We start from the raw sequence: 25,943 nt of genomic DNA on the forward strand, positions 1-25,943 counted from the left end.
TAGCCATTATTAATGAATAGTAAATCTACCGAATGCATAAGCTCCATCCAAACCTTTTATCTCAAGTAAAAAATCACCAACTAAGCCTTTCTGTAATTGTACTTTTCTCAATATTGGAGAGTCAATATTCTCAGTAGAAGAGTAAACAACATCCCCATTCTGAGAAATTACAATTTCAATCTCACCTATAGATTGATAGAACTCCAAGTCAATGGAGTGGTCATCATTCAAAAATGCTAAAAAAGGAGTCACTGGAGGAATAGAACGGTGACCATTCCCCGGACCATCCGGTAAATCAAAATCCTCATCCATGATGATTTCTACTCTTGAAGGAAAAGTTACTGACTTTCCATTCACTACATTTACCACAAAGAAGCAGTATAAACTTAACAAAATAAAAAATGATTTCATAGTATCTTTAGTTTTGAATGTAACAAAGATAGCCATTTAATCACTTCTTAGGGAAAGTACAAGTGGACAACACAAAAGAGAATAACAAACTATATATCAAGAAAATACTAAAAAAAAAGCTACTAAGTTAATGGACGAAAAGCAAGAAGTTCTTCTAATAAAGAGTTATAAATTCTTCCAATTTATCAGTAGTATCCAAATTTAAGCTCTCCCTCAATCTCCGTTTTTTCGTAAAAATAGAATTCATCTCGCAGTCAAAAGTAAACATCAACTCAGTGGTAGTGAAACCAACTTTAAGCAAAGCTATCAATATCAGGTTACCACTCGTTAATTTAAAATCTTTCTTTAACCGAGAAATCAAATTACCATATATCAAATCCATGTATTCAAGGAGCTGTTCTTTCTCTTGTTTGGTCATATTCTTCACAATCAGCTTTTCCTTCTTCAATTGATCCAAGAGATAAACACCATTTACACATACATTTTCACGTATTTTTTTATTCTCACTCTCCAACAGCAAAATCTTTTGATTCAATTTACCAACCTTCTCTCTATTTGTTTCCGCTGTTTCACCTGCTTTTTGTTTCAACACATCAAGTTCATAAACATATCGTTTAATCATGCACTCATTCTCCTTTATTACTTGCATATTTTTCCGGAACATCTCTTTGTATCTTTTTCTTAAAAGAAAATACAAAACAAGACATAATAGGATAATAAATAAAACGATTACCATCCCAAAATAAAACTGTATTTTCTTTTCGTGTTCAACTTGTTGCTTTTCTAAAAGAAGCTTTCCTTTTTCATATTTACGTTGCAAAGTCAAAATTTGAGATGCTTGTTTAGCATCCAGGTCAACGGACAACAACGAATCAGACTTCTCTTTGAAATAGAGAGCCATTGCATACTTTTTCTGCCTCTTTTCCAACAGATACAAATAGTGGTATGCCCCTGCCAGAGTACGAGGCCTTTCTGATTTCAAAGCTAAAGTAAAATATCTTTTTGCCTCATCCAACTTATTTTGATTTAAATAAATGTTCCCCAATGACATTGAACAGTGATGCATAGAATGCCTATCTTGTTCAGTCTCTACCGCAGTTTTCAACAAGATTATTGCATTTTCCAAATCTCCCTCATTTCTTTTTGCAATTCCTTTTACTTGTAACAAAGAAGGAGTTACTCGTTCAAAATCGATACATCCTTTCTTTTCTTCACACAAGGACAAAGCCCTATTGATGTAGTTATAAACACTGTCATATTGTTGTTCTACATAATAAATACGAGCAATATCCCGATAAGCATATATAACCCCTAAAGTATCGGCTGCCTTTTGAAAACAATATACCGAACTTTGATAATTATCAAGAGCATCTTTGTGTAGCTTTCTATCTGCATTCAAAATACCGATATACTCATATGCCAAGCCTTGTAGCTTATACTCTTCCGTTTTCTCCAATTTAGCCAAAGCATTCAAATAGGCTTGCATAGCCAGCGTATCATTCCCCTGCAAATCCATCACTTTGCCATAATAAAACAATGCCTTCCCCGCTTTCACGTTATCACCCCCATTCTTATAATAATCTACCGCCAACTTTATCAACGAATCCGACTGCATGCTATCCAGATAGTTCTTATCACGGGCTTGTGTCAACAGCAGCACATAGTCTGCCCGCTGCTTTCCACGAAGCTTCTCCGGATGAGGAATTTGCTCCAACAGCAGCAATGCACTGTCAGAATATACATCCATATACCTCTCTACCTTATCAAAAGCATTGAATACGTTCTTCTCTACGCAAGAACCTAACAGTACGCAAACGGACAAAAGTCCAAGATATAGCAGTTTTTTCATATGAACATGTTCTTTACCAGATTATCATTACGTATAACTCCTATGCCCACAGAATCCTTTTGGAGATAAATATTCACACCAGCCAACGGCAATCCTTTTTCCCCATCAGTCACAATGCCATTTGTCTACGCATTAGAAACAACTGCACAGCAGAATGTTATGAACAGTACTATACATCGCTTCATAATCCATGTATATATAATTAAACTTTGGATGAGAATAAGCTTTTTTACGGCCTCTCCCTTCAAAGATACAAAAAACCGCTTCAACAATGTACAAAAACAAGATAAATGTGGCAAACAAAACAAATAGCTCAGAGCTTGTTTCCCCTTACATAGGCTTCCTTTCCATTTTCTGTACGGAGTTATCAGCGCCTATCGGCCGTGATGCGCTCTGCCAACGGCCGTCAACCACTCGACTAACGACCGTCAACAAGGTGCTTCATAACCGTTGAACACCTATTATACTCATAGTTTCCCCATACTGTGCACCTATCTTATTCCTATTATGAGCCCAGCTGCAGTCTATCGGTAAACGGTCTTTTACGAAGTTAATACCGTGTTTACACGAAACGCTTATCGTGTAAACAAGATATTTGCAAAATGCTGCACATTCTATTAATACACTAACAAACAAGATATTAACTTACCTTCCGGCGTATTTCCGCTGTGGAAGCAAAAGTTGCTTCCACCTTTTTGAGTTGCTTCCACAGCACTTGTAATGCCGATGAATAAAGGGATGCAGGAAGTAGGTGGAAGTGTGGAAGCAGAAATGATAAAACTAAGCAGAGATAATTTTCCCTTAAAAGCAATAAAACTCCAGAATCTGCTGGAGCAAAGCATCCTGCTTTCCCGGACCTTTTTCCAACTCCACACTTTTCAGGTTATAGAGTTGTGCCAGCAAAGCTGACGACTGCTTCTCGCAAAGACGGGAATCATGTACCTGCTCCATCCAGCAGACGGTCTCTCCCCAAACATCTACCGAAAGATGTGACAAGACTTCTGTCGGGGCTCCCCCCTTCTCCACCTTACGGAAGATTTCGACCAAAGCACACAACAAGCTGGACATTATCTGTTTACAACGGGAATGGGAACGGGATTCCCGGTTTCTGAAACGTAGCAGGAAATAGTACCCCAGCCATAAATAAACGGTGGTGACTTCTGCATGGATTTTCTCTATCCTCTTCCAATGCGCAACCAAGGCAGCATCAATTTCTTCCAGAATCGCATCCGTATCATCTTCTATGTAGTATTTCTGCGCAAGACACTCTATCACGCACCCCCATTTCGCCATATCCACACACTCTTGCGTACGCCCCATCCATACATGGGCTTCCTCCAATATCCGGAATGCCTTTTCTCCACATTCCGGAGCATCATAAAACCGATACTGACGAAACAACAGAAGAGACTGACATAATAACTCATCCAAAGAGTACTCCGCACTTTCCATATTTAAAATTCAAGTATCCATTCAGGTAACAAAATCGAGCAAAAGTAATCATTTCCTAAGAAAATCACGCTGTTTCAGCACAAAAACCGGCAGGAAAAAGAAGATACCGATGACGGACATCACCAGTCCGCCAATGGTACCCGCCGCCAATGGAAACCAGAAAGCTTCCTTGTCCTCACCTATCATGAAAGGGATAAATCCCAGAATGGTAGAAACTACCGTGAGGAAAATAGGAACGACCTTCGCATTCCACGCCTTGACGTAGGCACGAAGAGCGGAAAGACGGGGGAAACGACGTCGGATGCTGTTGTACTCGTTCAGGATATAGATGCTGGCATTCACCGTGATGCCGCACAGCAGGACGAACGAGGCAAAACCGCCCTGGTCGAAGTTCAGCCGGAACCAATAGAAAGTAAGAAATACCCCGATATAAGAAACCGGAATCACAAAGATGATGGCAAGCGGCTGCTTCAGGGAGTTGAACAGAACGCTGGTCGTAAAGAAGATGATGGCTATCACCACCAGCAGAAGCAGGTATTGGCGGTTGTCCTTCTCGCCCCATGACCAACTGTTGCTGTCCGACTCGGCTGTATAACCCATCGGCAACAGTTTGTTGAACTCCTCCAGGTCACGTTTCTGTATCTTGTTGCCCATCTCATTGGAGCCGATATATTCGTATTGCAGGCAGAGGCGGTACTGCTGGTTTTCTTTGGCAATCTCCTGCGGCATCTGTCCCTTTTCCACAGTAGCCAGTTCGGAAAGTTTGTAATGCTTGCCGTTTCCTACTCCATAGGGAAAGAACTGCATTGCCCAGATGTCATATTCGGCAGACTGGCGGGAAGAGAGCTTGATTTTCTCCATCCCCTGCTCGGCCGCTACCGAACCAATCTCCAGATTCTTGCCAAAGATGGGGCGCACCGCAGAGAAAAGCACTTGCGCGTCGATGCCCTCTTGCGCCATGCGCTCCTTGTTCAGGTTGAAGTAGAATTCCTGATAGTCATCCTTCCACCAGGAGAACTCCGAATTGATGAGCACTTCCTTGATACGCCGGTGCGTCAGCAGCTTGGCCTTCAGCTTCTCCGCCCACTCATAGAGTTCGTCGTAGTTGTAGCCGTACATCCTGATGCGGTAGGAGCCGGCACTCTCGCGGACGTCATTACTGAACCCCTGGTCCTGCAATCCGTAGATGCCCCAGCTGCCGCCTCCCAGTTCCAGCGCCTTGCTTATCATATTGGCTTTCAGTGTATAGGGGAAACCGCTGTTCCGGGCTTCCTTCTTGAAATAAATCTGCATACTGGCACGCCGGGGGCTGTAGATGGAAGTATGAAACTGCCTGATTTCCTTGAACCGGCTGAGGTAGGTCTCCATACGTTTCATCAAAGTGTTCATCTGCTCGAGGGTGCTGCCATTGGGAAGGTTGGCGTTGGCATAGAGCACCACCTCCTCATTACGGGTGAAGTAACTGCCTTCGTACACCTTCTGTATGAAAAGCCGCAAGCTGCCGCCCAGCGCCTTGTCCACAACGGGTTTCACCGACTCCTTATAGGTATCCGAACCGAATACCTTATTGTAAGCAGCTTCCCATTTTCCCCCTCCTTCCAGTTTGTCGGGCAACAGAAAAACGGGCAGACCGAAACCCAACAGTAACAGCAGGCATACAGCCCAGCGCCAACGGCACAGAAAACGGATGAGAGCAGAGTAACAGCAGGAGAAATAAACGGGGAAACGTCTGAAAATCCGTCCCAACCTTGTTTTGAATGTTTGCGTCAGCCCCGGCAAGACAAGACGCCTCTTCTTCCCCGTAATCCGCCTCACCAGTCCTATCTTCTCAATCATCGACGGAACAAAGAACAATGCCACCATCAAGGAAACAGCCAGATTGATGATCACTACCGCTGCAAAGTCCTGCAGGTTGAGCCGTATCTTCTCGTCAAGGAAGAAAATGATAACAAGCGCACCCATCGTAGTGAGGGTTGCCGCCAACACCGACAGGAAGGCCTTGAGATTACGCCGATGCAGAATGTGGTCGGTCATGACAATGGTGCTGTCTATCACCAGATTCAGCGAGACAGTGATACCCGCCAGCGAATAAAGCTGCATCTCAAGTCCGAAGAGGTAGTAGAAGATAAGTGCCACCGCTATATTTACAGCCAGGCTGGTAACTATCAGAAAAAGATATTTCAACTTACGAGTAATGAGCCATACGAATACAAGCAGGATGAGTACCGTCAAACCGGTACGGAAGTAAATCTTGTCCAGTTCTTCCCGTATGTACTCGGTCGCATCATAGCTGGTATGCACTTCATATCCGACAGGAAGTACCTGCCGAACAGCTTCCATCTCGTCCATCACGGCACGGTTCAGTTGCAACTGGTTGGCAGTTTCTTCCGCAGTAATGGATAGATAGACGGAATTCAGCCCATTGATGCGGTAATAGCTTTGCGGCTCCTCCTCCATACGGACAGCCGACACCAGTTCGTCCAAGCGGAGCAGTTTCCCGTCGGTAGCCGTCACGGTGATGGCAGCAGGATTAAAACCAAGGGAGTTGCTCTCCGGCACCAGTGCCAGGCGTATCCATTCCCGGCTACCGTTACCTGTATCCACATTGTGCGTACCCAGAAATTCCTTCCGGTAATGCCGCTGTACTGCCTCGCTGATGTCCGATAGGGTCACACCCAGCAAGCGCAACTGTTCACTGTCATATTCCAGTCTCCACTCCATGGGCGTGGCACCGCTGAGTTCCACCTTATAGATACCCGGAATATTTGCCAGCCGCGGCTTGATATGCTCCTCGGCATACTGCTGAATCAATATCGGAGTGGAAGGGGCATTCAGTGTGAAGGACATGAAAGGGCGTGAGGCGTTCTCGTCGGGCACTTTCATGTGAATGGTGGGATAGCTGACACCTTCGGGCAATTGGGGCCACGTCTGCCGGATGATGGTGGAAGCTTCGAAGCGGACTGCCTCGACATCGGCATGCTTGTCCAGCTCCACAGTAATGTTGCCGTAGCCGTTGCCCGAGGTGGAGTTCAGCCGCTTCACTCCGCGGATACGCGCCAGCATGGATTCCAGCTTGCTGGTCACTTCCATCTCCACCACCCGCGACGAAGTGCCAGGCATGCTGAAACCCACCGTGAAGCCGGGCAGGCTGCGTGACGGATTCAGCTTGACGGGGAGCAGCGGTATCAACGCCACTCCTACCAAAGCAAGGCAGACAAACGCCACTATGACGGTGAAGGAAGAAACTCGTTTCATCAGTTATTATAATCAAATTTTTCCGACAGCGAAAATCCGCTGGCAAAGTCGTGCAACGTCAGTTTCCGTATCTTGTAATAATTCAGCCAGTAGTCCTGCAAGGCGGAGATGTAATTGCGTTGCGCTTCCTGCTGGCGGTTCAGCGAGAGGGTCAGGCTGTTGATGTCTGCCTTGCCGATAATGAAGCGCTGGCGGGTTTCGTTATACGCCAGGATGGCAAGGTCGAGGGCCTCTTCGGCACTGGCGACGAGGGCTTGCTGGACGTTGAAGTCGCTGACGGTCATGATAACCTCCTCCTCAATGCTGATTTCACTTTGCCTGGCAGAAGTCTTCACCACGTTCAGATTGTTCCTCGCCATGTTGTATTTGCCTTTCCTCACGCCCCAGTCCACCAGTGGAATGGAGACACTGACCGACACCATCTCCTGCTGCATGGGATGCCTGTATGCTTCACCGAATTTCTCTGCCACCTGGTTGAAGCCGACGCTGGCGTTGATGCTGGCGTTGAAGCGCGATTCCTTCTTCGTCTTGTCTACTGTCTGCTCGGCTTCCAGCACTTCCTGACGAAGCCCCAGAAATTCCGGATTGTTGGTTTGAGCGGCCAGCAAAGCCTCATCAACCGGTATGGTCAGCGCCCTCGGACGTCCCGGAAGCGACACCCTGATATCCGTGTTCTTCTCCATATTCAGGAAAGATGCCAACGAAAACATGGCGCGCTTCAAGGCACTGGCGGCATTCTGCAAAGTATTGCGGGCGTTCACCACGTCGAGTTTCAGCGTCAGCAGGTCGGCACGGCTGATGGCGGCTATTTTCAAGCGCTGCATGCCGATGCGGTAGAGGGTATCGGTGGAGACGGCATTGTCCTTGGCCAAGTCATATTCCGCCTGTGCCATGGCAAGCGCAAAGAAATAGGTAGTGGCCTGCTCGGACACCCGCTCTGCATTGTAGATATACTCCTTCTTCACCTTCTCGTACTTCAGCGGCTCAATCCTGCGTTCCCAACGGAAAGGATTGTAACCGACCAGACTCTGCGAGTAGCCCAGACGAACCGGAACACTGGTGAACTGGGTATACTTGTTTCCACCGAAGCTCCGCATATAGCCCAGCTCCGTATCCAGATAGAACGTACCGCCCGTCAAGTCGAAATTCTGTCTGACGGCAAGATTGCCGTATGCATAGAAGGATTGCTGGCTGCGATAGATGTCAAGGTCCTGTTCGGAGTCGTAACGCTTGGTGATATCGCGGTTGTACTGTGCCGGAGTCATGTTCAGCGTCAGGCTGGGAAGGCGGTTTGCCTTATAGGTGCGGTATTCCCAATAACCGGCCAGATACATGTTCTTGGTGCGGAAGGCTTCCAGCGAACTGTCATTCGCCAGGGCAATGGTCTGCTGCAAATCGAGCGTTATCCGCTGTTGGGCAAAAGCGGAAAGGGCTCCCAGACTGAACAAAAGTATAAGACTTAATTTCTTCATGCTCTTTCTTTTCTATAAATAAACCAATATATCAACGGGATGATGAACAGACTGACCAGTGTTCCTACAGACATAGCCCCAATCATCGCTATGGAAAGCGGCTTCTGCAGCTCCGAGCCCATGTCGAACGAGAACAGCAGCGGAACCATAGCGAAAATGGTGGTGAGCGATGTCATGATGATGGGCCGGAGCCTTCTGCGCCCCGCCTCGTGGATGGCCTCGAGCAACGGCATACCAGCCCTCCGTAATTCATTAATGGCATCCAGCTTCAGGATGGAGTCGTTGATGATGATACCGCACGTCACTATCAGTCCGATGGCAGACATCAGGTTCAAGGTATGTCCGCATATCCACAACAGAAGCAGGGCAAACGCCACATCTATCGGGATTTCCAGCAGCACGATGAGCGGCTGCACGAAGCTTTCGAACTGGGCGGCAAGAATGAAATACATCAGCATGATAGAGATGAAAAGAATCACCACCAACTCGTCCAGCATCTGGCGGTTGGAGAAGAAACTGCCGGAAAAGGCCGTATCCCAGTCACCCGTGGCATCCGCCTCCCGCTTCACCTTTTCCATCAACTCCGGAGCATCGTCCACTTCATAGAAACGGAACGGTATATATTCACCGTTGCGTCCTGCCGTAATCGTTTTCAAATCCTCGGCCGGACGCACCTTTACCAGCTCCCGAAGCGGAATATGCTCCACTTCGCCCTTACTGTCCGGACGGGTCTGTATCAATGTCTGCTGCAGCACCTCATTCACTGTCCGCTCCTCGCCCACAATGCTGATAGGCAGGTATTGCTGGTAGGAATGGAGCATAGCTACGCTGTTCTCCTTGAATGCCGTCCGCAGCGTACGGTAAAGCTCGTCATACGAAACGTCATAGAGCAACAGCCTTTCCTGCAGGATGCTTATGTCGAGCTGGTTCTCGAAAGCGATACCTACGGGCGCTGTCCCCGTAAGCTCCGCAAACTGTTGTTCCAGTCCGCGCAATTCTTCCGCCGCCGGCGCCTTCTCCTTATTGCGGGCATAAAGTTCCGCCACCACATCGGCCTCCCCGGTCACGAAAAGCTTCTCGAACACGGTTTCGGGTGGAGAAAAGGAGACTGTCGCCAACGGATATTCCCGTGTCAGCCACTCACCCGCCTGTTTCTGCAAGGGAGCAATCCCGTCAGGCGAGGAAGTCTTGAAATACAATTCCGCCTCCGAAGAAGAAAGAGCCTGCTCACGGTTCAGCAGATAGTCCTGCTGGCCTATGGCAGCCGTCTGTTCCACAGTCTTGTCCAACAACTGTCCGAACAGCACATTCACACGATGCCGGTTCTCGTCCACATGTATATTTTCGTTCCATTCCACGTGGACTATCAGTTCATTCTGGTCTATCTGCGGCATACGCTCCTTGGCTATGGAATAAAACAGAAAGACACAAAGAGGAATAGAAACCACACAGAATATGATACTTACCGTCTTATGGGAAAATACCCAGTCGATGCCCACATCATAAAAACGGTCCAGCGTATGTTCCTTCAACGGATTGTTGATGCGGATGCGGGAGAACCACGACCTGCCGCGCAACCCCGTCCGGTAGACCAGCATATAGAGGACCGGCAGCAGCATGATACCCGTGAAGTAGGAAACCAGCAGCCCCACCGTAACAGAGAATGCCTGGTCATAGAAAAGCGCTCCCGCAATGCCGCTCATAAATATCAGCGGCACAAACACGGCAACCGTGGTCAGGGATGAGCTCAGCATCGGCGTCACCACCTCACCCGTACCCGCCACGCAAGCCCGCCTCAACGAATAACCCCGTTCGCGGTACTGCGAAATATTTTCCGTGACAATGATGCTGCTGTCAATCATCATACCCAACGCCAGAATCAATCCGGACAGAGAAATTATATTGAGCGACATCCTGAACAGATAGAAGAACAAGAAACAGATTACAATGGACACCACCATGCTCAGGCCGATGATGAACGGCGACTTGACATCCCCCAAGAAGAGTACCGCCACAATGCAGATGAACAGGAAACCCAACGACAAATTTTGCTGAAGATTGGAGATGGTATAGTCCAGCAACTCCGTCTGGTTACGGCTGATGCTAAAATCAATGTCGGGATATACTTTCTTGAAGTAGTCCATCGTGCTGTTGATGGCAAGCTTCATGTCTTCCATATTCTCGTCCGCCTGCTTGATGACGGCAAGGGTAACGGCACGCTTGCCATTGCTCATGGAGACACCTTTCTCCTTGGCAGGAACAATCTCTACCCGGCAGAAGTCTCCCAAGCGGATGATACGTCCTTCCTTTCGCAGCAGGATGCCCTTCACGTCCTCCTCTGTCCGCAGCAGGGTGGAGAACTTAATGTTGTATTCGTAGTAGCCGTCGCGCACAGTCATGCTGCCCGGCTCCACGTTGTTTTGCGCCAGCACGTTTTCTATGTCTTCAATGGAGAGCCCCAACACAGCAAGCTTATCCGGGTCGGGCACAATCTGTAACTGGCGTTCGACCAAACCCGTGACATCCACCATTGCCACTTCCGCCAACTGCTCGATGCGACGCTTTATGACATTTTCGGCAAACTCGCACAAATCAAGAAACGCGCGTTCGTCCACCTTGCCGTATGCACTGTCGCTTTTTAGGGTCAGATTGAGGTAGAAGACAGGAATGTCCGTCGCACTTGCCTTTATCACCTTCGGGCGTTCGGCATCCTTGGGCAGATAGTTCATGGCGGCGTCAATCTTCTCGTTCACTTCTATGAAGGCAAGGTCGGTATTCGTACCGAAGTCGAAGCCCAGGCGGATGATGCCTGCACCATCGCGCGTCTCGCTGTCCATGTCCTTCAGTTTCGCCACCTGGATAAGCTGCTGGCGAAGCGGTTTCACCACCGTATTCTCCAATTCACGCGCCGAGGTATTCTGCGCCGACACCTGCACGGTAATTTCCGGAATGGCTATATCGGGCAGCAGGGATACCGGCAGGGTGAAGTAAGTCACCAGCCCGACAATGAAGCATGCTGTAAATGCCATCAGTACGGCAATAGGCCGCTGTATCAAAAACTTTATCAATTGAACTATGAATTTTGAATTACCACTTATCACTCATTATCTATCAACCACCTTCACCGATGCTTCATGTGCCAGATTCACATTTCCCGTCACAATGACCGTATCGCCTTCTTTCAGGGCATCGTCGGCCATACTATAGCTTTCCGCATTCTCCAGACCGGTCTGCACATAGTTCCACTGCGCCTTTCCGTCTTTCAGGGTAAACACCACCTGCTTGCCCGAACGCAACACCACGGCACTCTTCGGGATTACAAGCTGTCCGCCCAGAGAGCGGTGCACGTTCACCCTCACGTTCATCCCACTGAACAGCCGTCCCTTGCCATTGACGGCAGCCTTCACCTTAACCATCCCCTTGTCATCCACCAGAGGATTGATTTGGGTGATGCGCCCCTCCTGCCTAAAGCCGGCATCCGAATAAGGGGTAACAATCACCTTGTCGCCACTCTTTATCAACGGCAGTTCGCTTTCCAGCACCGTGAAGTCCACCTCCATACCTTGAGTGCCGATAATGGAGCAGAAGGCTTCCGAGGTACTTGCCTCGTTGAACGGTTTGGAGAACAGGTTCGCCACTACCCCGTCAAAAGGCGCAACCAGCGTGGCGTGTTCCTCTTCATACGCGGCAAGCTCATACTGGGCGAGGCTCTGGTCGTAACCGCTCCTCACGCGGGCCAGCTTCATGATGTCAGCAGGTACTTTGGAGGCATCCCCCACCGGATAGCCTTGCCCTATCAATACATCCTGCAACTCAAGTTCCGCTTTTTCCAAGGCATCCTTGGCCTGCGCGGTCTTGTTCTTCAGGCGGAACTTATCCAGTTCGGCAAGTTTCTGCCCTTTGCGCACCGGGTCACCGTTCTTCACGTAGATGTGTGCCACTACACCGGTAGTCTCAAAACGCAAATCCGCCATGGCACCGGCGGTTACTTTTCCGTTGCTCACCAGTTCATGCTCAAAGGTCGCCCGCTTCAGGACTTTCACGGTCACTTCATTGCTTTCACTTGGCAGGACGGTTGCCACCCCTTCCTCGGACTCTTTTCCCTTTCCGGCATCGGAGCAGGCGGCAAGCAGGGCAACGGCCATGCATAGCAGGTATCGATAGTTCTGTGTCTTCATATTCATACTCAATTATAAATTGATAAAATTAATCGTTTCAAAAAAACGAACCGATATTTGCATGTGGACACTTTTTTCATAGCACTTTAGTAATTAGTTCGCTCATTATTAACGCTTTACGTTTTTATTCATCTTTTTTAATATGGACAAAAATAAGCTAACTCGCCCACATACGGATGAAATTCGGAGGAATAATGCAAACAGTTGGAAATGAAAGGTGATGTGCGGTTGTATTCCATGTCCATCATTGGAGTGCATCAGCCGTTTTTTGATGGGTTAGGAAAATGAATTGCTACCTATCCGTTGCCTTTTTCGGGGAAGAAAATCCACGCGAAACGGACTCCCGATTCCTCTGTCATATCACCGTAAAGAACGCTGTCCCTGCATATTTGCGTTAGCGAAGATAGTCATTTTTTCGCAGAGCGGGAAAAATATGGGCCGGTTCTTTTGCGCATGGGACTTGTTTCCATATTCTGCCATATTCGTCATGCCTCTCATTTGACCTTTATCCGGTAATTTTGCAAGAAAGGAAAAGGTTATGAATCAGACGAATGTAAAGGTGTCGTTCTACCTTAAAAAGAGCGAGTCCGATGCCGACGGGTATTGTCCCGTGATGGCAAGGCTGAACATCGGGAAATACTCGGAGTCTGCTTTCAGCATGAAGCTGAGGGTGCCGCAGAAGATGTGGGCGGCAGGCCGGGCTACGGGCAAGAGCGTGGCGGCTAAGGAAATCAACAACCGCCTGGATGAGATACGGGCAAGAGCGCTCGGCATATATGCGGAACTGTCCGCCGTGCGTGATGGGGTCAGTGCCGAGGATGTGAAGCACCGGTTACTCGGTATGGCTTCCGAGCAGGAAACCCTCTTGGGCTATTTCGTGAAGTTCATCGGCAACTTTGAGAAACGGGTCGGGATAAACCGCACGGCAAAAAGTCTCGGAGGGTATAGAAACGCATACAGACATCTGGAAAGGTTCATCCGGTCACAATACAAGGTATCGGATGTCCCGTTCTCGACATTGGACCTTTCCTTCATTGAGAAATATGACCTGCATCTGCGTACCGAATGCCGTTTGGCTCCGGGTACTGTCATCAATCTCACGGTCCGGCTGAAGACCGTGGTAGGCGAAGCCATCGCTGACGGCATCATCACCGCCTACCCGTTCTTCGGTTACGAACCCGTGCATCCGAAACCGGAACAAAAGTACCTCACGGACGAGGAACTGCACCGGATCATGACCACACCGCTTCACAATCCGTCCCTGTACCATGTGAGGGACATGTTCTTGTTCTCCTGCTATACCGGTATCCCGTATGGCGACATGCGGCTGCTGACGACAGACAACCTTTCCCTGGCCGATGACGGGACATGGTGGATACGGAGTTCACGGGAAAAGACGGGAGTGGAGTTTGAAATCCCTCTACTAGAACTTCCACTGCGGATTATCGAAAAGTACCGCGACACCGCACCGGACGGCCGGCTGTTGCCGATGTATGCCAACAGCACAATGAATTTTTATCTGAAGCGCATTGCGGTTATCTGCGGAATAGACCGCAGGCTCGTCTTCCATTCAGGGCGCCATACCTACGCCACGGAGATCACCCTCTCGCACGGAGTCCCGCTTGAAACGGTCAGCAGGATGCTCGGCCACAGCCGGATAGAGACCACGCAGATTTATGCCAAAGTGACTGACGACAAGATAGACTCTGACACGAACGCCCTGAATGAAAGAATCGCGGAGCGTTTCTCCGTAGTCATATAACAACTTAAACACACTGGTAATATGAAAAAGAATACAGAGAACAACGACATCAAACACCGCAGCACCTTTGCGGTACTGTTCTATATCAACCGTACGAAAGTCCGCAAGGACGGGACCTGCCAGCTGCTGTGCAAGGTCAGCATAGATGCCGAATGGGAGCAGATCGGCACGAAGGTATCAGTCAATCCGGCCATCTGGAACCCGGGAAAGGGACGCGCCGACGGCCGCAGCGCAAACGCCGTGACCGTGAATCGGGCCATAGACGACCTGACCGCCGAAATTGAGGGACATTACAGGCGGATAAAGGACAGCCTCGGCTTCATCACGGCGGAACTGGTAAAGAATGCGGTGAAGGGCATCGGGCAGAAGCCGCTTACCCTGCTCGCCCTTTTCCGGGAACACAACGAGGAATACAGGAAACGGATAGGAGTTGACCGAATCAAGGAGACCTACGATTCTTATATGCGGTCATACAAGCACCTGTCCGCCTTCGTGCATGAGAAAAAAGGTGTAGAAGATGTGACATTGCGCAGTCTTGACCGTGCTTTCTATGATGATTTTGAGGTCTTTCTACGCACAGACCGCGACATGAGCCCCAAGACGGTACATGAACATCTGTACAGGCTGAAGAAGATGACCATGCGGGCCGTGAGCCAGGGAACGCTCCGCAGGGACCCCTATTGCCGACTGCACCCGGAACTTCCCCGGCGCAAAAGCCGCCACATGAAACTGGAGGACCTGAAAAAGCTGATGGAAACTCCGGTGGAGAAACCTCAGCTTCAGTTCGTCAGGGACATGTTCATCTTCTCGACATTCACCGGACTGGCGTTTGCCGACCTGAAAAGGCTGAAGACGGACGACATCACGCAGGCTGATGACGGAACTTGGTGGATACACTATCGGAGACAGAAGACGGACACACCGTCTTCCGTCCGGCTGCTGGACATCCCGATGAAAATAATCGAGAAGTACAAAGACCAAAGAAACAGCGACAAGGTGTTCAACCTTTATTGCCGCAAGTATTTCCTCACACTTGTTACGGAGCTGGGAAAAGCATACGGCTTTCCGCTTACCTTCCACCAGGCCCGGCATAATTTCGGTACCCATATCACGCTCTCATTGGGTGTCCCGATTGAGACGGTGGCCCGCATGATGGGACACCTGCGCATCGAGACCACGCAGATTTATGCGAAAGTCACCGACAAAAAGGTGGAGGAGGACATGAAAAAACTGAAGGACTCTTCCGTCAACCGGGAAACATTCCTTTATGAGGAAGAGTTTGATGGGAAAAGGCGGAAACGGCGGCAACGTGCCGGATGATGAAAAAAAATGGAGAAGCGGCAGCCCGGCCTGTTTCTCCATTTTCCTGTCTTATGCTATACCCACCTCTGTTCTTCCCGGCATCTCTTGTAGGCATCTTCCAGCATCTTCTGGATGTCGGATTCCTTGTAGAGCACCTTTCCTTGAAGGAGGTAATAAGGGATGACACCGAGCGTGCGGTACTCCTGCAGGGTCCGCCGGCTTATCCGGAGTATGCCGGACAGTTCCTCGTCCGTCAGGAAACGTTCTCCCTTGAACGTCGGCTTGGGAGTCTTTTCCATATCGGACAACATTCTTTCCAAATTCTCCAGTCCCAGGAAAAGGACTTCAACGTGAGGGTCTTTCCTCTCTATGAAATGGTAACTCATGGCTTTCTTTTTAAGGGGTGATAACTTGATTCCAACAGGTTCTGCACATCTTCAGGCTTGTAGAACATCTTGTGCTTGATGCGTGTGAAAGGCAGAAGCCCCTTGTCACGGTACACCTGCAATGTCTTCTTCGATATGTGAAGCACGTCGCATACATCCTGGTTGTCCATCCAGTTCTTCAAACCCATGTCCTTGCCTGAACGGCACAACCGGGCAAGCCGGCTTTCAAGTTCGCAGAAACGGATCCGGAACTCGTCAAAAGTCTTTTTGTCTATACATATTATTTCCATACGTCTTCTGATTAAGATTGAATACCCAATTCCTTTTTGATTCTTGCGGGCAGCACTTTCCCTTTCCGGTTCAGGAACTCCTGTACTTCGGATGCCTTGTAATAGGTACGCCCGTCAATCATGTAGTAGGTCACGAGCTTCTTCTGCCGGTAACGCGCAAGGGTGCGCTTGGTCACGCCGAGCAGTTCGCACATGTCCTGGTTGTCGAGCAGCTTGTCGCCTTCAAGGGCGGCCGTCTGCCGGTTCATGCGGCCCAGCCTGTCCTCTATCTTGTCGAAGCGTTCCATAATCTGGTGGAGCATCATCTGGAATGTCTCCCGGTCTATTTGTATCATACTGAATTCTGTTTTAGTGCGTGAATACTTCGTTTCTCACACTGTTGCGCAACAGGTTTCAATATGATAAAGGCCAAATCATAGACCAACGCGGCAGATTATTATATTCAAAAAGCATAAACCACTGAATACCATAGAAATAAAAAATCAGCCTTCCGAAATGGAGGCTGACTGGCATATTGCATTTGCAATGTCTTGCAACGGTCTATTGCAACATCTTGCAATAATGCAGGAGACAAACGCCGTTCCGGAAGGTTCTGGATTTGACAAGCCGCCAGTTGCCCGAGGGGAAGTGGGCGGAAACGGACAGACGGGAAACGCCGGCGGAAGGGAAAAGGAAGATGACCAGCTCGTCTATGAGCCGGTAAACCGACAACCCTCTCAGGAGTTCCACGCCTTTCTCATCGTATATTTCCGCATGGAAGACGGTGGAAGGTCCGGAAGTGTCTTTCTCACAGATAAGTTCGACAAGGGGATAGCCGGGAAACAGGTGCATGGTGGAACGCTTCCGCCAGTGCGGGAAGCCCTTCCTGTCCGATTTTACCCACTCCAACAACGGTTCGCCTTCCGGTGGGACGGCCCCGTCCAATGTCATTGCTATCACTGCCTGTAACTTTGCCATGCCTTTGTCTATTAATCCTCTTTAAATGAAGTAGCGTGAAACCCACGCAGCTTCGGACGGAGGCTCTGACAAAGCCCAATACAGAAACATGCATGGGCTCACGCTATAAGGCATAGCATAAGCCTCACGCAATAGTCTCTGTATTTTTGAATTTGTCAGATTCCCATCCGAGACGTCTTGCGACTTATGTATGATAAACGGCAGGACTCCAGCCCTTGCCGTCATCGGTTCAGTATGTTACGGCCGGGACATGTGCGGCACACAATCCCGGCCTTTGTGCAAAGGTAGGCATTTTCTTCCATTCTGTAATGCCTTTTGCTTCATATCTTACGCCCGACAATGAAAAAGAGGCTTTTTCATTTGTCAAGCAGGCCGTATTTCTTCATTTTCCGGTATAGTGTCGACGGATCGACATGCAGGATGCCGGCCGCTTTCCTGCGGTGTCCCCCGCTTTTCTCCAATGCCATGAGTATGGACTGTTTCTCTTCCGCCTCCGTCTGCGGGAACAGATTGATTTCCGTACTCCGGGATTCCATCCTTATGTTCAGTTCCGTCGCCTCTATCACCGGCTGCCTGGCCATCAGCACAGCCCTCTTGACTTTGTTCTGCAATTCACGCACGTTGCCCGGCCACCTGTAGGAAAGCATCAGCTGTCCGGCCTCGGGGGAGAACCCTTCCGTCTGCCGTTTGAGCTCTTTGGAGAATTTCTTCCTGAAATGCTCCGCAAGCGGAAGGATGTCTTCCGGGCACTCATGAAGGGAAGGCATCATTATCTCAAACTCGCACAGCCTGTGGTACAGGTCCTCACGGAAGCGTTTTTCCCTGATGGCCTGCTGCAAATCCTCGTTGGTGGCGGCCACTATCCGCACGTCGGCCTTCCTGTCCCGGTTGCCGCCGATCGGGAGATAGGTCCCTTCCTGAAGGACGCGCAGGAGCATGGCCTGCACTTCAGGGGACAATGTGCCTATCTCGTCCAGAAACAGCGTGCCGCCTTTCGCCTGGTCGAAATATCCTTCCTTGTTGCTGTCCGCACCGGTGAAAGTCCCTTTCATGTGCCCGAAAAAGAGTGTCGCAGCCAGTTCTTTGGGAAGGACGGCGCAGTTGACCGCTACCAGCGGCTTATCCTTGCGGTCGCTGGAATAGTGTATGCGTTGCGCGACGGATTCCTTGCCTGCACCGTTAGGCCCGAGGATAAGCACGGAGATGTCAAACGGGGCTACAGTCCGGGCAAGGTTCTCCACCTCAAGCATCTGCGGGCTGTTCCTGTGGAAAAGGTTCTTGTCTTTGTCATAAACCTGGGAACTCGGCTGCAATATATCCTTGATCAATTCAAGAAGCTCATCCATCTGCACGGGCTTTGCCAGATAGTCGTCCGCGCCAAGCTTGATGGCTCTCACGGCGTCGGGCACGGAGGCATAACCGGTCATGACGATGAAGGGGATGTCGATTTTCTCTTTGCGGAGCCATTCGAGCAGGGATATCCCGTTTCCCTCGGGCAAGCGCACGTCGGCAAGGACCAGGTCGAAGTGTTCCGACTTTATCCGCTTCCTGGCACCCTGCTCGTCTATCGTAGTCGAAACCCCGTAGCCGGACTTCTCAAGCCACCTTTTCTGCTGGCCGGCCAGCATGACATTGTCTTCTACGATAAGTATTCTGTGCTTCATTATATGTTTCGTTTTCTATTGTTGTCCATTTCCGACAGCAGACTTTCCGCTTCTGCAATCAGTCCGCATATACGGCCGATTATTTCCTCCGTATGCCTTTGGACTGTGTCCCCGTCCGAGCCGTCGTCATGCAGTATTTCACTGTATTCTTCCAGTTCGTGGGTTATGCCCAGCTGCTCCCATACCGGGTACATGCGGTGGAGCGTCTCTCTTAGCCGTCCGAAATCCATTTCCATATCCGAAAGGGATTCCTGAAGCTCCGCCTTATTCTTGAGGGATTCCCTGATGAATGTCTCCAGAATCCATTTCCTGTCTTCGATGTCGGCAGCCAATGCGGAGAAGTCAGCCGAAATGGGTGGTACGGCTTTCTTTTTCTCCGTAATGGATGACAGGAACGCCAGCAGTTCGTTCATGGAAAACGGCTTGCGGATACAACCGGAGAAGCCGGCTTCCCAATAGCGGCTGTCGTTCCCGTCATTCCGGGCTGTCATCGCAGCTATCGGTACCGTTTTGGAGTCGCCTATGTTGGAGTGCCGCAGCAGGTACAGCAGGTCGAAACCTCCCGTGCCGCGCATCTGTATATCTGTCAAGATGATGTCGTAACGGGTCCGGCGCAGTTCGTTTACCACGGCCTGGGCATTCTGGCACTTGCAGCAGGACACGCCGTTCCTTTCCAGCATTTCCCCGACAATGCGCAGCTGTATCGGGTCATCGTCAACTACCATGACAGTATTGGGAAGTACAAGTTTATCCTCAATTGAAACATCGTTGCCTTTTATCGATTTGTCCGTTTTGGGAAGCGGCAGCTGTATTTTAAAGGAGCTACCTTCTCCAGGACAGCTGGAAACGAAAATTTCTCCATTAAGCAGACCGATAAGTCCCCTAGTTATCGCAAGGCCGAGCCCGAACCCCTCGGCATCCACTTCGGGTGCGCCCCGTTCAAAAGGCCGAAATAATCGTTCTACGGTTGCACTATCCATGCCTATTCCCGTATCCTGTATGCGGACTGTCAGCATCTCCTTTTCATACATGGCGGAAAGAGTTACTGAACCGGACTTTGTGAACTTGATTGCGTTTGACAGAAGGTTGTCCATGATCTGTTCTATACGGTCAGCATCACCGAAAACTGTAATATTCGGAACATTTATGCTTTTGGAGAAAAGTAGTCCCTTGTCATTCGCAGGCCACGTATATTCATCCGCTATGCCTTCAAGGAAAGGAATAAGTCTGAACGGGACGGGGTTCAGGATTTCCTTAGCTTCGTCCAGTCGGGATAGATCGAGCAGGCTATTGGCAAGGCGCAGGATGTGCCGTGAGGCATCTAAAATGTTCTCTATGTAGGTATTACGCCGACGTCTATCCTTAGTGTCCATTGCCAGTTCCGCACTGCCGCTGATGGCGTTCAGTGGACCTCGAATGTCGTGCGACAGGGTAATTATGATTTTTTTGCGCATGTCAGACAAACTACGGTTCTGTGTTAAGGCATCTTCCATTCTCCTGTGGTCACGGTCACGGTGGCGCAGTTCACGAACAATGATAAGGTAGGACAGGAACAGTAAGACAATGGCGGCCGATATGGTGGCGGTGAACAGCCGCACGGACAATACCTGCGCTTCGGCTATCTTTTGTTCACGTTCGGTAAAGGCGGTCTGTGCTTTCGTGTCGAGGTCGCTGACGAGGCGATTTAGTTCCTTGTTCAACGCCCGGTTGCGGGTGCGCAGGCTGTCGGCGTAGGCATCCATTTCCACCGTCTGCCGTTGTCGCAAGGCTATCAAACTGTCGCTGAACTGGTGCAGTTCCTTGGCGGAGGGGAGTATCTGCACGGTTTTCTTGCCGCCAAAAGCCCCGGCTATGCCTTTCTTTTTCTGCGTCACGGTACGGACACGCGTGGCGCGTTTCGCCACTTCGGGCAGATGGTTCACCAAAAGACTGTCCGCCACGTCCTGACGGGCAAGGATTTCTGTCAGATGCAGCAGGTGGGTTTCCTTTTCCATCAAGAGGGTACGCAGGGTGTCTATCTGTGCCGGGCGCACATAGTTCCGACAATGGGGCTTCAGGGCTTGCAGCAGGCTGTCGGTGCGCAGGCGGAGGACACGGTAACGTGTGCTATCGGCTTTCTCCCATCCGATGATGCTCTCTCCCAAAATGGCAAGTGTTGCAATGCTATGGTGGACAGTGTTGATATCGAGACGCACATGACGGATATCTTCGGTTTCAGTTTCTATCTGTTGCATTCGTTTACGTTCATGTAACAAAAGTATAGCCATACTTATTCCGACAATAAGTATCACGATATATCCGAGTGTAATCTTCGCCCGCAGCTTTCCTTCAACGTTCATTGTTCCTCGCCAATATGAAAATCAGCAATTCTTTTTACCATTTTTCATTTTATTTTGTCACCGATTATCCTGAATTTCACCTTCCGCCCCCGCCTACGGCATGATAAAGGTCGATGACTCCCTGCATTTTCTCAAACATATCTTGTGCTTGTGTAAGTTCGGCTTCCAAGAGGGCTTGACGGGCGGTCAGCACTTCAAGGTAATTGACGGAAGAATGGCGCATCAATAGTTCGGTCTTTCGCACTGCTTCCTGCAAGGCAGATATTTGAGCATAATCATATTTGAGGCGGATGCTCGCGGTCTGCCAACGGCTAAGGGCATTGTTCACTTCTTTGCCTGCATCCAGAAGGGACTGCCGGAACAAAAGCAGGGCTTCTTCCTGACGGGCTCTTGCCTGACGAAGGTTGGCCACATTCGTTCCTCTATTGAACAAGGGCTGCACCAATGAACTTACAGCGTTGAACAGCCAACTGCCGGGATTGGATATCAGTCCGCCTGCATTGTTGGTCCATCCGGCAGTGCCTGAAAGTGTAATGCTCGGATAAAATGCCGCACGGGCGGTGTTGGTAGCATAATAGGCTTGTGCCAGATTCCATTCCGCCTGTCGTACATCGGGACGGTTGGCAAGCAGTTGTACGGGAAGACCGACTGAAAGGGTGTCTGGGAAATGCTGACCATTCAATGTCCTGCGTTCTATGACACCTGACGGCATGGCCAGCAATGCGGACAAGCTGTTTTCAGTTTCGCGTATATTCTTTAAGATGGATATGGTGGATGCCTGTAATGCCATACGGTTTGCCCGTGTCTGAAGCACTGCCGCATCATTCGCCTTTCCGGACTGTTTCAAGGCAACGAGCGTCCGTTCCATTTCTTCCCAACTGTCCAAAGTCTGCTGGCTGATGTCCAGTTGCCTGTCAAGCATCAGCAATGTATAATAGCTGCCCGCAATCGTGGCTATCAGTCCGGTACGGACGGCCTGTTCGTATGCACGGCTGCCTTCAAGGGCGGCGCGTGCTCCCCGTTTGGCATTGGTAACTTTACCGAACAGGTCGATTTCCCAGCTTGCAGAAGCTGCCAGATTGTATGTTTTCAATGCTGATTGCCCTTCTGTATGGCTTATACTGCCTTCCGGAGTCAAAGATACGGACGGGAGATAGGAAAGCCGGGCATTCATCAGTACGGCCTCTGCAGCTTCTACCTTTGTACGGGCGATGCGCAGGTCTGTATTTTGTGCCAGCCCTTCCACAATCAGTTTTTGCAGGCAAGGGTCGGTGAATAGCTTGTCCCAAGACAGGGTCGCTATGGAAACCGTGTCCGGATTATCCACATCCCGGTACAAACTGTCCACATCAGTTTTTATTTCGGGCCGTATGTACGGCTTATAGATGGAACAGCCTGCCATCAGGCAAACTGCTCCTATACATAATATCGAAATGAATGATTTCATTTTATTTTCTATCTTCAAGGTTTTCCAATTCTCTTTGTATCGCCCAATCCGCATCTTTCTTCGAGGTCTGTACCGGTTTTATTTTCTCTTGCCAGTATTGGAACACGATGAAGAGCACGGGGACGAATAAAAGTAAAGCTACTGTTCCCGTCAACATGCCACCTACAACACCGGATGCGAGCGAACGGCAACCATTGGCACCGACACCGTGAGCCGCCATCAGCGGAAGGAGGCCGAATATCATGGCCAATACCGTCATCAGGATGGGGCGCAGACGGTCTTTGGCTGCAAAGTAAGCCGCTTGTACGAGGCTCATCCCTGCCTGCCGCCGCTTCACGGCATATTCAGTCTGGAGGATGGCCGTTTTTGCCAACAACCCGATGAGCATGATAAGCCCCGTCTGCATGTAGATATTGTTCTCCAATCCGAACAGCTGCGCAAACAGGAAGCTGCCCAGCAATCCGCACGGCACGGCAAGTATGACAGAGAACGGGATGAGGAAACTCTCATACAGTGCACATAATATCAGGTAAATCAGTACTAAGCAGAGAGCAAAGATAATTACCACGTTGTTGGTTGTCTGGCTTTCCTCACGGGAAATGCCACCAAACTCATATCCATAATTGGCAGGCAATACTTGTTCTGCTGTTTCCTGAATGGCTTTCAACGCATCTCCCGAACTATAGCCTTTGGCAGGCGTACCGCTGACCGGAATGGAGTTATACAGGTTGAAACGCGAAACATCCTGGGGGCCGTATGTCTTGGTCAGGCGGACAAACTGGGCCAATGGAGTCATTTCATCCCCCACACGGACATAGATGTGGTTCAGCGATTCAGGCGTGACCCGGTATTCGGGACTGGCCTGTATCTGCACCCTGTACAATTTGGAGAAGCGGTTGAAATTGGAAACATAACTTCCGCCGTAGTAGTCGGAAAGCGTTTGCAGGATTTCATTGGTGCTGATACCTGCTTGCTCGCAATGGGCTGCGTCAATATCCACCCAATATTGCGGATAATTGGTAGCAAATGAAGAGTAAGCCATTTCAATCTCAGGACGTTTGCTAAGGGCATCAACAAAATTGTCAGCTACTTGCTTGAACTGATTCAAATCACCGCTCTGCTTGTCTTGCAGATAAAGTTCAAAACCGCTGCCCATGCCGTAGCCCGGAATCATGGGCGGAGCCATGGCAAATAGGGATGCATCGGGCACTTGCGGGGCAAAGGTATAGATGCTGTCAATGATGGCGCGGGATGACTGTTCTTCTCCTTTCCGTTCATCCCAATGCTTCAGCGAAAGGAAGAACATGCCCATTGACGGACCGGAACCGTTGAATGAATATCCCGTCACATTGGCATTGTATGCAATGCCCGGTATTTTATCCACATACCTGTTTACCTCCTGCATTACCCGCCGGTTCTCCTGCAAGGAAGTGCCCGGTTTGGTATCCATGCTGATCATGACCGAACCGGTATCTTCGTCAGGAATCAGTCCTTTCTTGGTGGTCTGCATCAGAAAGACAAGCAGCAGCATCGCTATCCCCATTGTTCCCCACATCAGCCATTTGCGTCTGATGAAAAACAACACCAAGCGCATGTAGCGTGCGGAAAGTACATCGAAGGCCGCATTGAATGCCTTGCGGAAGCGTGCGGCAAAATTGTCCTTTGCATGCCCTTGTTCATCTTTGTAAGGACGAAGCATCAGGGCGCAAAGTGCGGGAGAAAGCGTGAATGCGTTGATGGCTGAAATACCTACAGCCACAGCCATAGTGATGCCGAACTGCTTGTAGAACTCGCCGGACGTGCCGCCCATCATGGAAACGGGAATAAATACCGCCATGAAAATCAACGTAGAAGTAAGGATGGCCGACGATACGCCTTTCATGGCATCGTTGGCAGCCATGTAGGGAGAGCGATAGCCCACATCAAAACGGGCCTGCACGGCTTCGACCACAATAATGGCATCATCTACCACTGTACCGATAGCAAGCACCAAGGCAAACAATGTCAACAGGTTGATGGAGAAACCAGCCACCGACATAAAGGCAAATGTGCCGACGATGGACACCAGAATGCTGATGGCAGGTATGAAGGTGGAACGGATGTCTTGCAAGAATACGTACACGACCAATACTACCAGCAGAATGGCTTCGAGCAACGTATGGAGCACGACCTTGATGGAGGCTTTGAGAAAAAGGTTTGTATCATTCAATGTAACAAACTCCAGTCCTTCGGGCAAATCCTTGCTTACCTCTTCGAGCACCTTGTCAATCTCGTTGATGGTTTCCGATGCATTGGATCCGGCCTTCTGGTAAATCAACGCCATGGCGGCAGGCTTTCCGTTCATTTCGGTCGTATAATTGTAAGCCTCATCTCCCAGTTGGATGTCCGCAACTTCCTTCAGGCGGAGCACCTCACCGCCGGGCAAGGAGCGGATAACCAGTTCGCCGAATTCTTCGGGAGTGGAATGACGACCGCGGTATTTCATCGTATATTGGAAAGCATTGTCATGGTTTTCTCCAAACGCCCCGGTAGCCGCTTCAATGTTCTGCTTCTCCAATACAGCGGTAACATCCGACGGAATGAGCTTGTATTGTGCCATCTTATCGGGTTTCAGCCAGATGCGCATACTGTAATTGGAACCGAAAAGCATCATGTTTCCCACACCTCCGATACGTTTGATTCGCGGCTCTACATTAATTTTCATATAGTTGTTCAAGAACTGAAGGTCATATTTGCCATCTGCGGAATAAAGGGCAAAGGTTTTCAGTTCAGCGTTCTGTTGCTTCATCGTTGTGACCCCGATTTTGGTCACCTCGGCAGGTAACAGACTCAAGGCGGTGGACACACGGTTCTGCACATTCACTGCTGCCATGTCAGGATTACTTCCTTGCTTGAAATAAATATTCAGGGTGGCATCGCCGCTATTGGAAGCGGTAGAAGTGATATAGGTCATGTCTTCCACTCCATTGATGGATTCTTCCAACGGAACGACGACCGCCTTCTGTACCGTTTCGGCATTGGCACCCGGATAGCTGGTAAACACATTGATGGTAGGCGGCGCGATATCGGGATATTGCTCTACGGGAAGGCTGAATAATGAAATAACCCCCATCAGCACAATAACGACAGAAATGACGATGGAAAGCACCGGGCGGTCTATGAAATATCTGAGATTCATA

At 49.6% G+C, this 25,943-nt stretch carries 17 protein-coding genes; 2 read left to right on the forward strand and 15 right to left on the reverse strand.

What is annotated here, in order from left to right:
• Positions 1-9: 9 nt before the first annotated feature.
• The 7 genes from DWX62_RS08240 to DWX62_RS08275 all read right to left on the reverse strand — a co-directional run bounded on the left by DWX62_RS08240 (position 10) and on the right by DWX62_RS08275 (position 12,617).
• Entirely contained in the window at positions 10-411 is a 402-nt protein-coding gene (locus DWX62_RS08240) for a DUF3244 domain-containing protein (RefSeq protein ID WP_151877010.1), read from the reverse strand.
• A gap of 154 nt (positions 412-565) precedes the next feature.
• On the reverse strand, positions 566-2,260 hold the full coding sequence (locus tag DWX62_RS08245; protein WP_005823853.1) for a hypothetical protein: 1,695 nt from the start codon (positions 2,258-2,260) through the stop codon (positions 566-568).
• Between the two features lie 801 nt (positions 2,261-3,061).
• Positions 3,062-3,712 carry a hypothetical protein gene (locus tag DWX62_RS08255; protein ID WP_005823861.1) on the reverse strand — a complete coding sequence of 217 codons (651 nt, stop codon included), beginning with the start codon at positions 3,710-3,712 and terminating at the stop codon, positions 3,062-3,064.
• 48 nt (positions 3,713-3,760) lie between these two features.
• The gene (locus DWX62_RS08260) at positions 3,761-6,967 is read right to left on the reverse strand and encodes an efflux RND transporter permease subunit (protein ID WP_009037129.1); all 3,207 of its coding nucleotides are present in this window, start codon (positions 6,965-6,967) and stop codon (positions 3,761-3,763) included.
• Positions 6,967-8,439: a TolC family protein gene (locus DWX62_RS08265; protein WP_009037130.1), complete on the reverse strand. Its 1,473-nt coding sequence runs from the start codon at positions 8,437-8,439 to the stop codon at positions 6,967-6,969. Before DWX62_RS08265 ends, DWX62_RS08260 begins: the two co-directional genes overlap by 1 nt.
• Positions 8,436-11,507, reverse strand: a complete 3,072-nt coding sequence (locus DWX62_RS08270) for an efflux RND transporter permease subunit (protein ID WP_009037131.1) — start codon at positions 11,505-11,507, stop codon at positions 8,436-8,438. Before DWX62_RS08270 ends, DWX62_RS08265 begins: the two co-directional genes overlap by 4 nt.
• A 36-nt stretch (positions 11,508-11,543) precedes the next feature.
• The gene (locus DWX62_RS08275) at positions 11,544-12,617 is read right to left on the reverse strand and encodes an efflux RND transporter periplasmic adaptor subunit (RefSeq protein ID WP_034529001.1); all 1,074 of its coding nucleotides are present in this window, start codon (positions 12,615-12,617) and stop codon (positions 11,544-11,546) included.
• A gap of 538 nt (positions 12,618-13,155) precedes the next feature.
• Here DWX62_RS08275 and DWX62_RS08280 point away from each other — a divergent pair.
• Together DWX62_RS08280 and DWX62_RS08285 are read left to right on the forward strand one after the other, a co-directional pair.
• Positions 13,156-14,379 (forward strand): site-specific integrase, encoded by a 1,224-nt coding sequence (locus DWX62_RS08280; protein WP_120172710.1) that lies wholly within the window; start codon positions 13,156-13,158, stop codon positions 14,377-14,379.
• Between the two features lie 21 nt (positions 14,380-14,400).
• The gene (locus tag DWX62_RS08285) at positions 14,401-15,699 is read left to right on the forward strand and encodes a site-specific integrase (protein ID WP_120172711.1); all 1,299 of its coding nucleotides are present in this window, start codon (positions 14,401-14,403) and stop codon (positions 15,697-15,699) included.
• Positions 15,700-15,755: 56 nt separating this feature from the next.
• Here the strand turns inward: DWX62_RS08285 and DWX62_RS08290 are convergent, their stop codons facing one another.
• From DWX62_RS08290 to DWX62_RS08325, 8 genes are all read right to left on the reverse strand, one after another.
• The gene (locus tag DWX62_RS08290; RefSeq protein ID WP_120172712.1) at positions 15,756-16,067 is read right to left on the reverse strand and encodes a helix-turn-helix domain-containing protein; all 312 of its coding nucleotides are present in this window, start codon (positions 16,065-16,067) and stop codon (positions 15,756-15,758) included.
• Positions 16,064-16,357 (reverse strand): helix-turn-helix domain-containing protein, encoded by a 294-nt coding sequence (locus DWX62_RS08295; RefSeq protein WP_087339891.1) that lies wholly within the window; start codon positions 16,355-16,357, stop codon positions 16,064-16,066. The genes DWX62_RS08290 and DWX62_RS08295 overlap by 4 nt, the downstream gene beginning before the upstream one ends.
• A gap of 11 nt (positions 16,358-16,368) precedes the next feature.
• Complete coding sequence (locus DWX62_RS08300; protein WP_120172713.1) at positions 16,369-16,692, reverse strand: helix-turn-helix domain-containing protein; 324 nt, start codon at positions 16,690-16,692, stop codon at positions 16,369-16,371.
• Positions 16,693-16,897: 205 nt separating this feature from the next.
• Complete coding sequence (locus DWX62_RS08305; protein ID WP_120172714.1) at positions 16,898-17,314, reverse strand: hypothetical protein; 417 nt, start codon at positions 17,312-17,314, stop codon at positions 16,898-16,900.
• 356 nt (positions 17,315-17,670) lie between these two features.
• Entirely contained in the window at positions 17,671-18,978 is a 1,308-nt protein-coding gene (locus DWX62_RS08310) for a sigma-54 dependent transcriptional regulator (protein ID WP_120172715.1), read from the reverse strand.
• Positions 18,978-21,212: a hybrid sensor histidine kinase/response regulator gene (locus tag DWX62_RS08315; protein WP_243636253.1), complete on the reverse strand. Its 2,235-nt coding sequence runs from the start codon at positions 21,210-21,212 to the stop codon at positions 18,978-18,980. Before DWX62_RS08315 ends, DWX62_RS08310 begins: the two co-directional genes overlap by 1 nt.
• Positions 21,213-21,393: 181 nt before the next feature.
• Positions 21,394-22,764 (reverse strand): efflux transporter outer membrane subunit, encoded by a 1,371-nt coding sequence (locus DWX62_RS08320; protein ID WP_120172716.1) that lies wholly within the window; start codon positions 22,762-22,764, stop codon positions 21,394-21,396.
• 1 nt (position 22,765) lies between these two features.
• On the reverse strand, positions 22,766-25,942 hold the full coding sequence (locus DWX62_RS08325; protein ID WP_120172717.1) for an efflux RND transporter permease subunit: 3,177 nt from the start codon (positions 25,940-25,942) through the stop codon (positions 22,766-22,768).
• Position 25,943 lies beyond the last annotated feature (1 nt).

This window comes from Bacteroides sp. AF20-13LB, from assembly GCF_003603065.1.
In the GTDB taxonomy this organism is placed as follows: domain Bacteria; phylum Bacteroidota; class Bacteroidia; order Bacteroidales; family Bacteroidaceae; genus Bacteroides; species Bacteroides uniformis.

What these genes read in the sequence shown, in the direction of transcription:
- DWX62_RS08315 (WP_243636253.1), bottom strand. Translation starts at nt 21,212, where the DNA reads ATGCAACAGATAGAAACTGAAACCGAAGATATCCGTCATGTGCGTCTC.
- DWX62_RS08255 (WP_005823861.1), bottom strand. Translation starts at nt 3,712, where the DNA reads ATGGAAAGTGCGGAGTACTCTTTGGATGAGTTATTATGTCAGTCTCTT.
- DWX62_RS08325 (WP_120172717.1), bottom strand. Translation starts at nt 25,942, where the DNA reads ATGAATCTCAGATATTTCATAGACCGCCCGGTGCTTTCCATCGTCATT.
- DWX62_RS08245 (WP_005823853.1), bottom strand. Translation starts at nt 2,260, where the DNA reads ATGAAAAAACTGCTATATCTTGGACTTTTGTCCGTTTGCGTACTGTTA.
- DWX62_RS08295 (WP_087339891.1), bottom strand. Translation starts at nt 16,357, where the DNA reads ATGGAAATAATATGTATAGACAAAAAGACTTTTGACGAGTTCCGGATC.
- DWX62_RS08240 (WP_151877010.1), bottom strand. Translation starts at nt 411, where the DNA reads ATGAAATCATTTTTTATTTTGTTAAGTTTATACTGCTTCTTTGTGGTA.
- DWX62_RS08310 (WP_120172715.1), bottom strand. Translation starts at nt 18,978, where the DNA reads ATGAAGCACAGAATACTTATCGTAGAAGACAATGTCATGCTGGCCGGC.
- DWX62_RS08285 (WP_120172711.1), top strand. Translation starts at nt 14,401, where the DNA reads ATGAAAAAGAATACAGAGAACAACGACATCAAACACCGCAGCACCTTT.
- DWX62_RS08265 (WP_009037130.1), bottom strand. Translation starts at nt 8,439, where the DNA reads ATGAAGAAATTAAGTCTTATACTTTTGTTCAGTCTGGGAGCCCTTTCC.
- DWX62_RS08300 (WP_120172713.1), bottom strand. Translation starts at nt 16,692, where the DNA reads ATGATACAAATAGACCGGGAGACATTCCAGATGATGCTCCACCAGATT.
- DWX62_RS08290 (WP_120172712.1), bottom strand. Translation starts at nt 16,067, where the DNA reads ATGAGTTACCATTTCATAGAGAGGAAAGACCCTCACGTTGAAGTCCTT.
- DWX62_RS08280 (WP_120172710.1), top strand. Translation starts at nt 13,156, where the DNA reads ATGAATCAGACGAATGTAAAGGTGTCGTTCTACCTTAAAAAGAGCGAG.
- DWX62_RS08305 (WP_120172714.1), bottom strand. Translation starts at nt 17,314, where the DNA reads ATGGCAAAGTTACAGGCAGTGATAGCAATGACATTGGACGGGGCCGTC.
- DWX62_RS08320 (WP_120172716.1), bottom strand. Translation starts at nt 22,764, where the DNA reads ATGAAATCATTCATTTCGATATTATGTATAGGAGCAGTTTGCCTGATG.
- DWX62_RS08275 (WP_034529001.1), bottom strand. Translation starts at nt 12,617, where the DNA reads ATGAAGACACAGAACTATCGATACCTGCTATGCATGGCCGTTGCCCTG.
- DWX62_RS08260 (WP_009037129.1), bottom strand. Translation starts at nt 6,967, where the DNA reads ATGAAACGAGTTTCTTCCTTCACCGTCATAGTGGCGTTTGTCTGCCTT.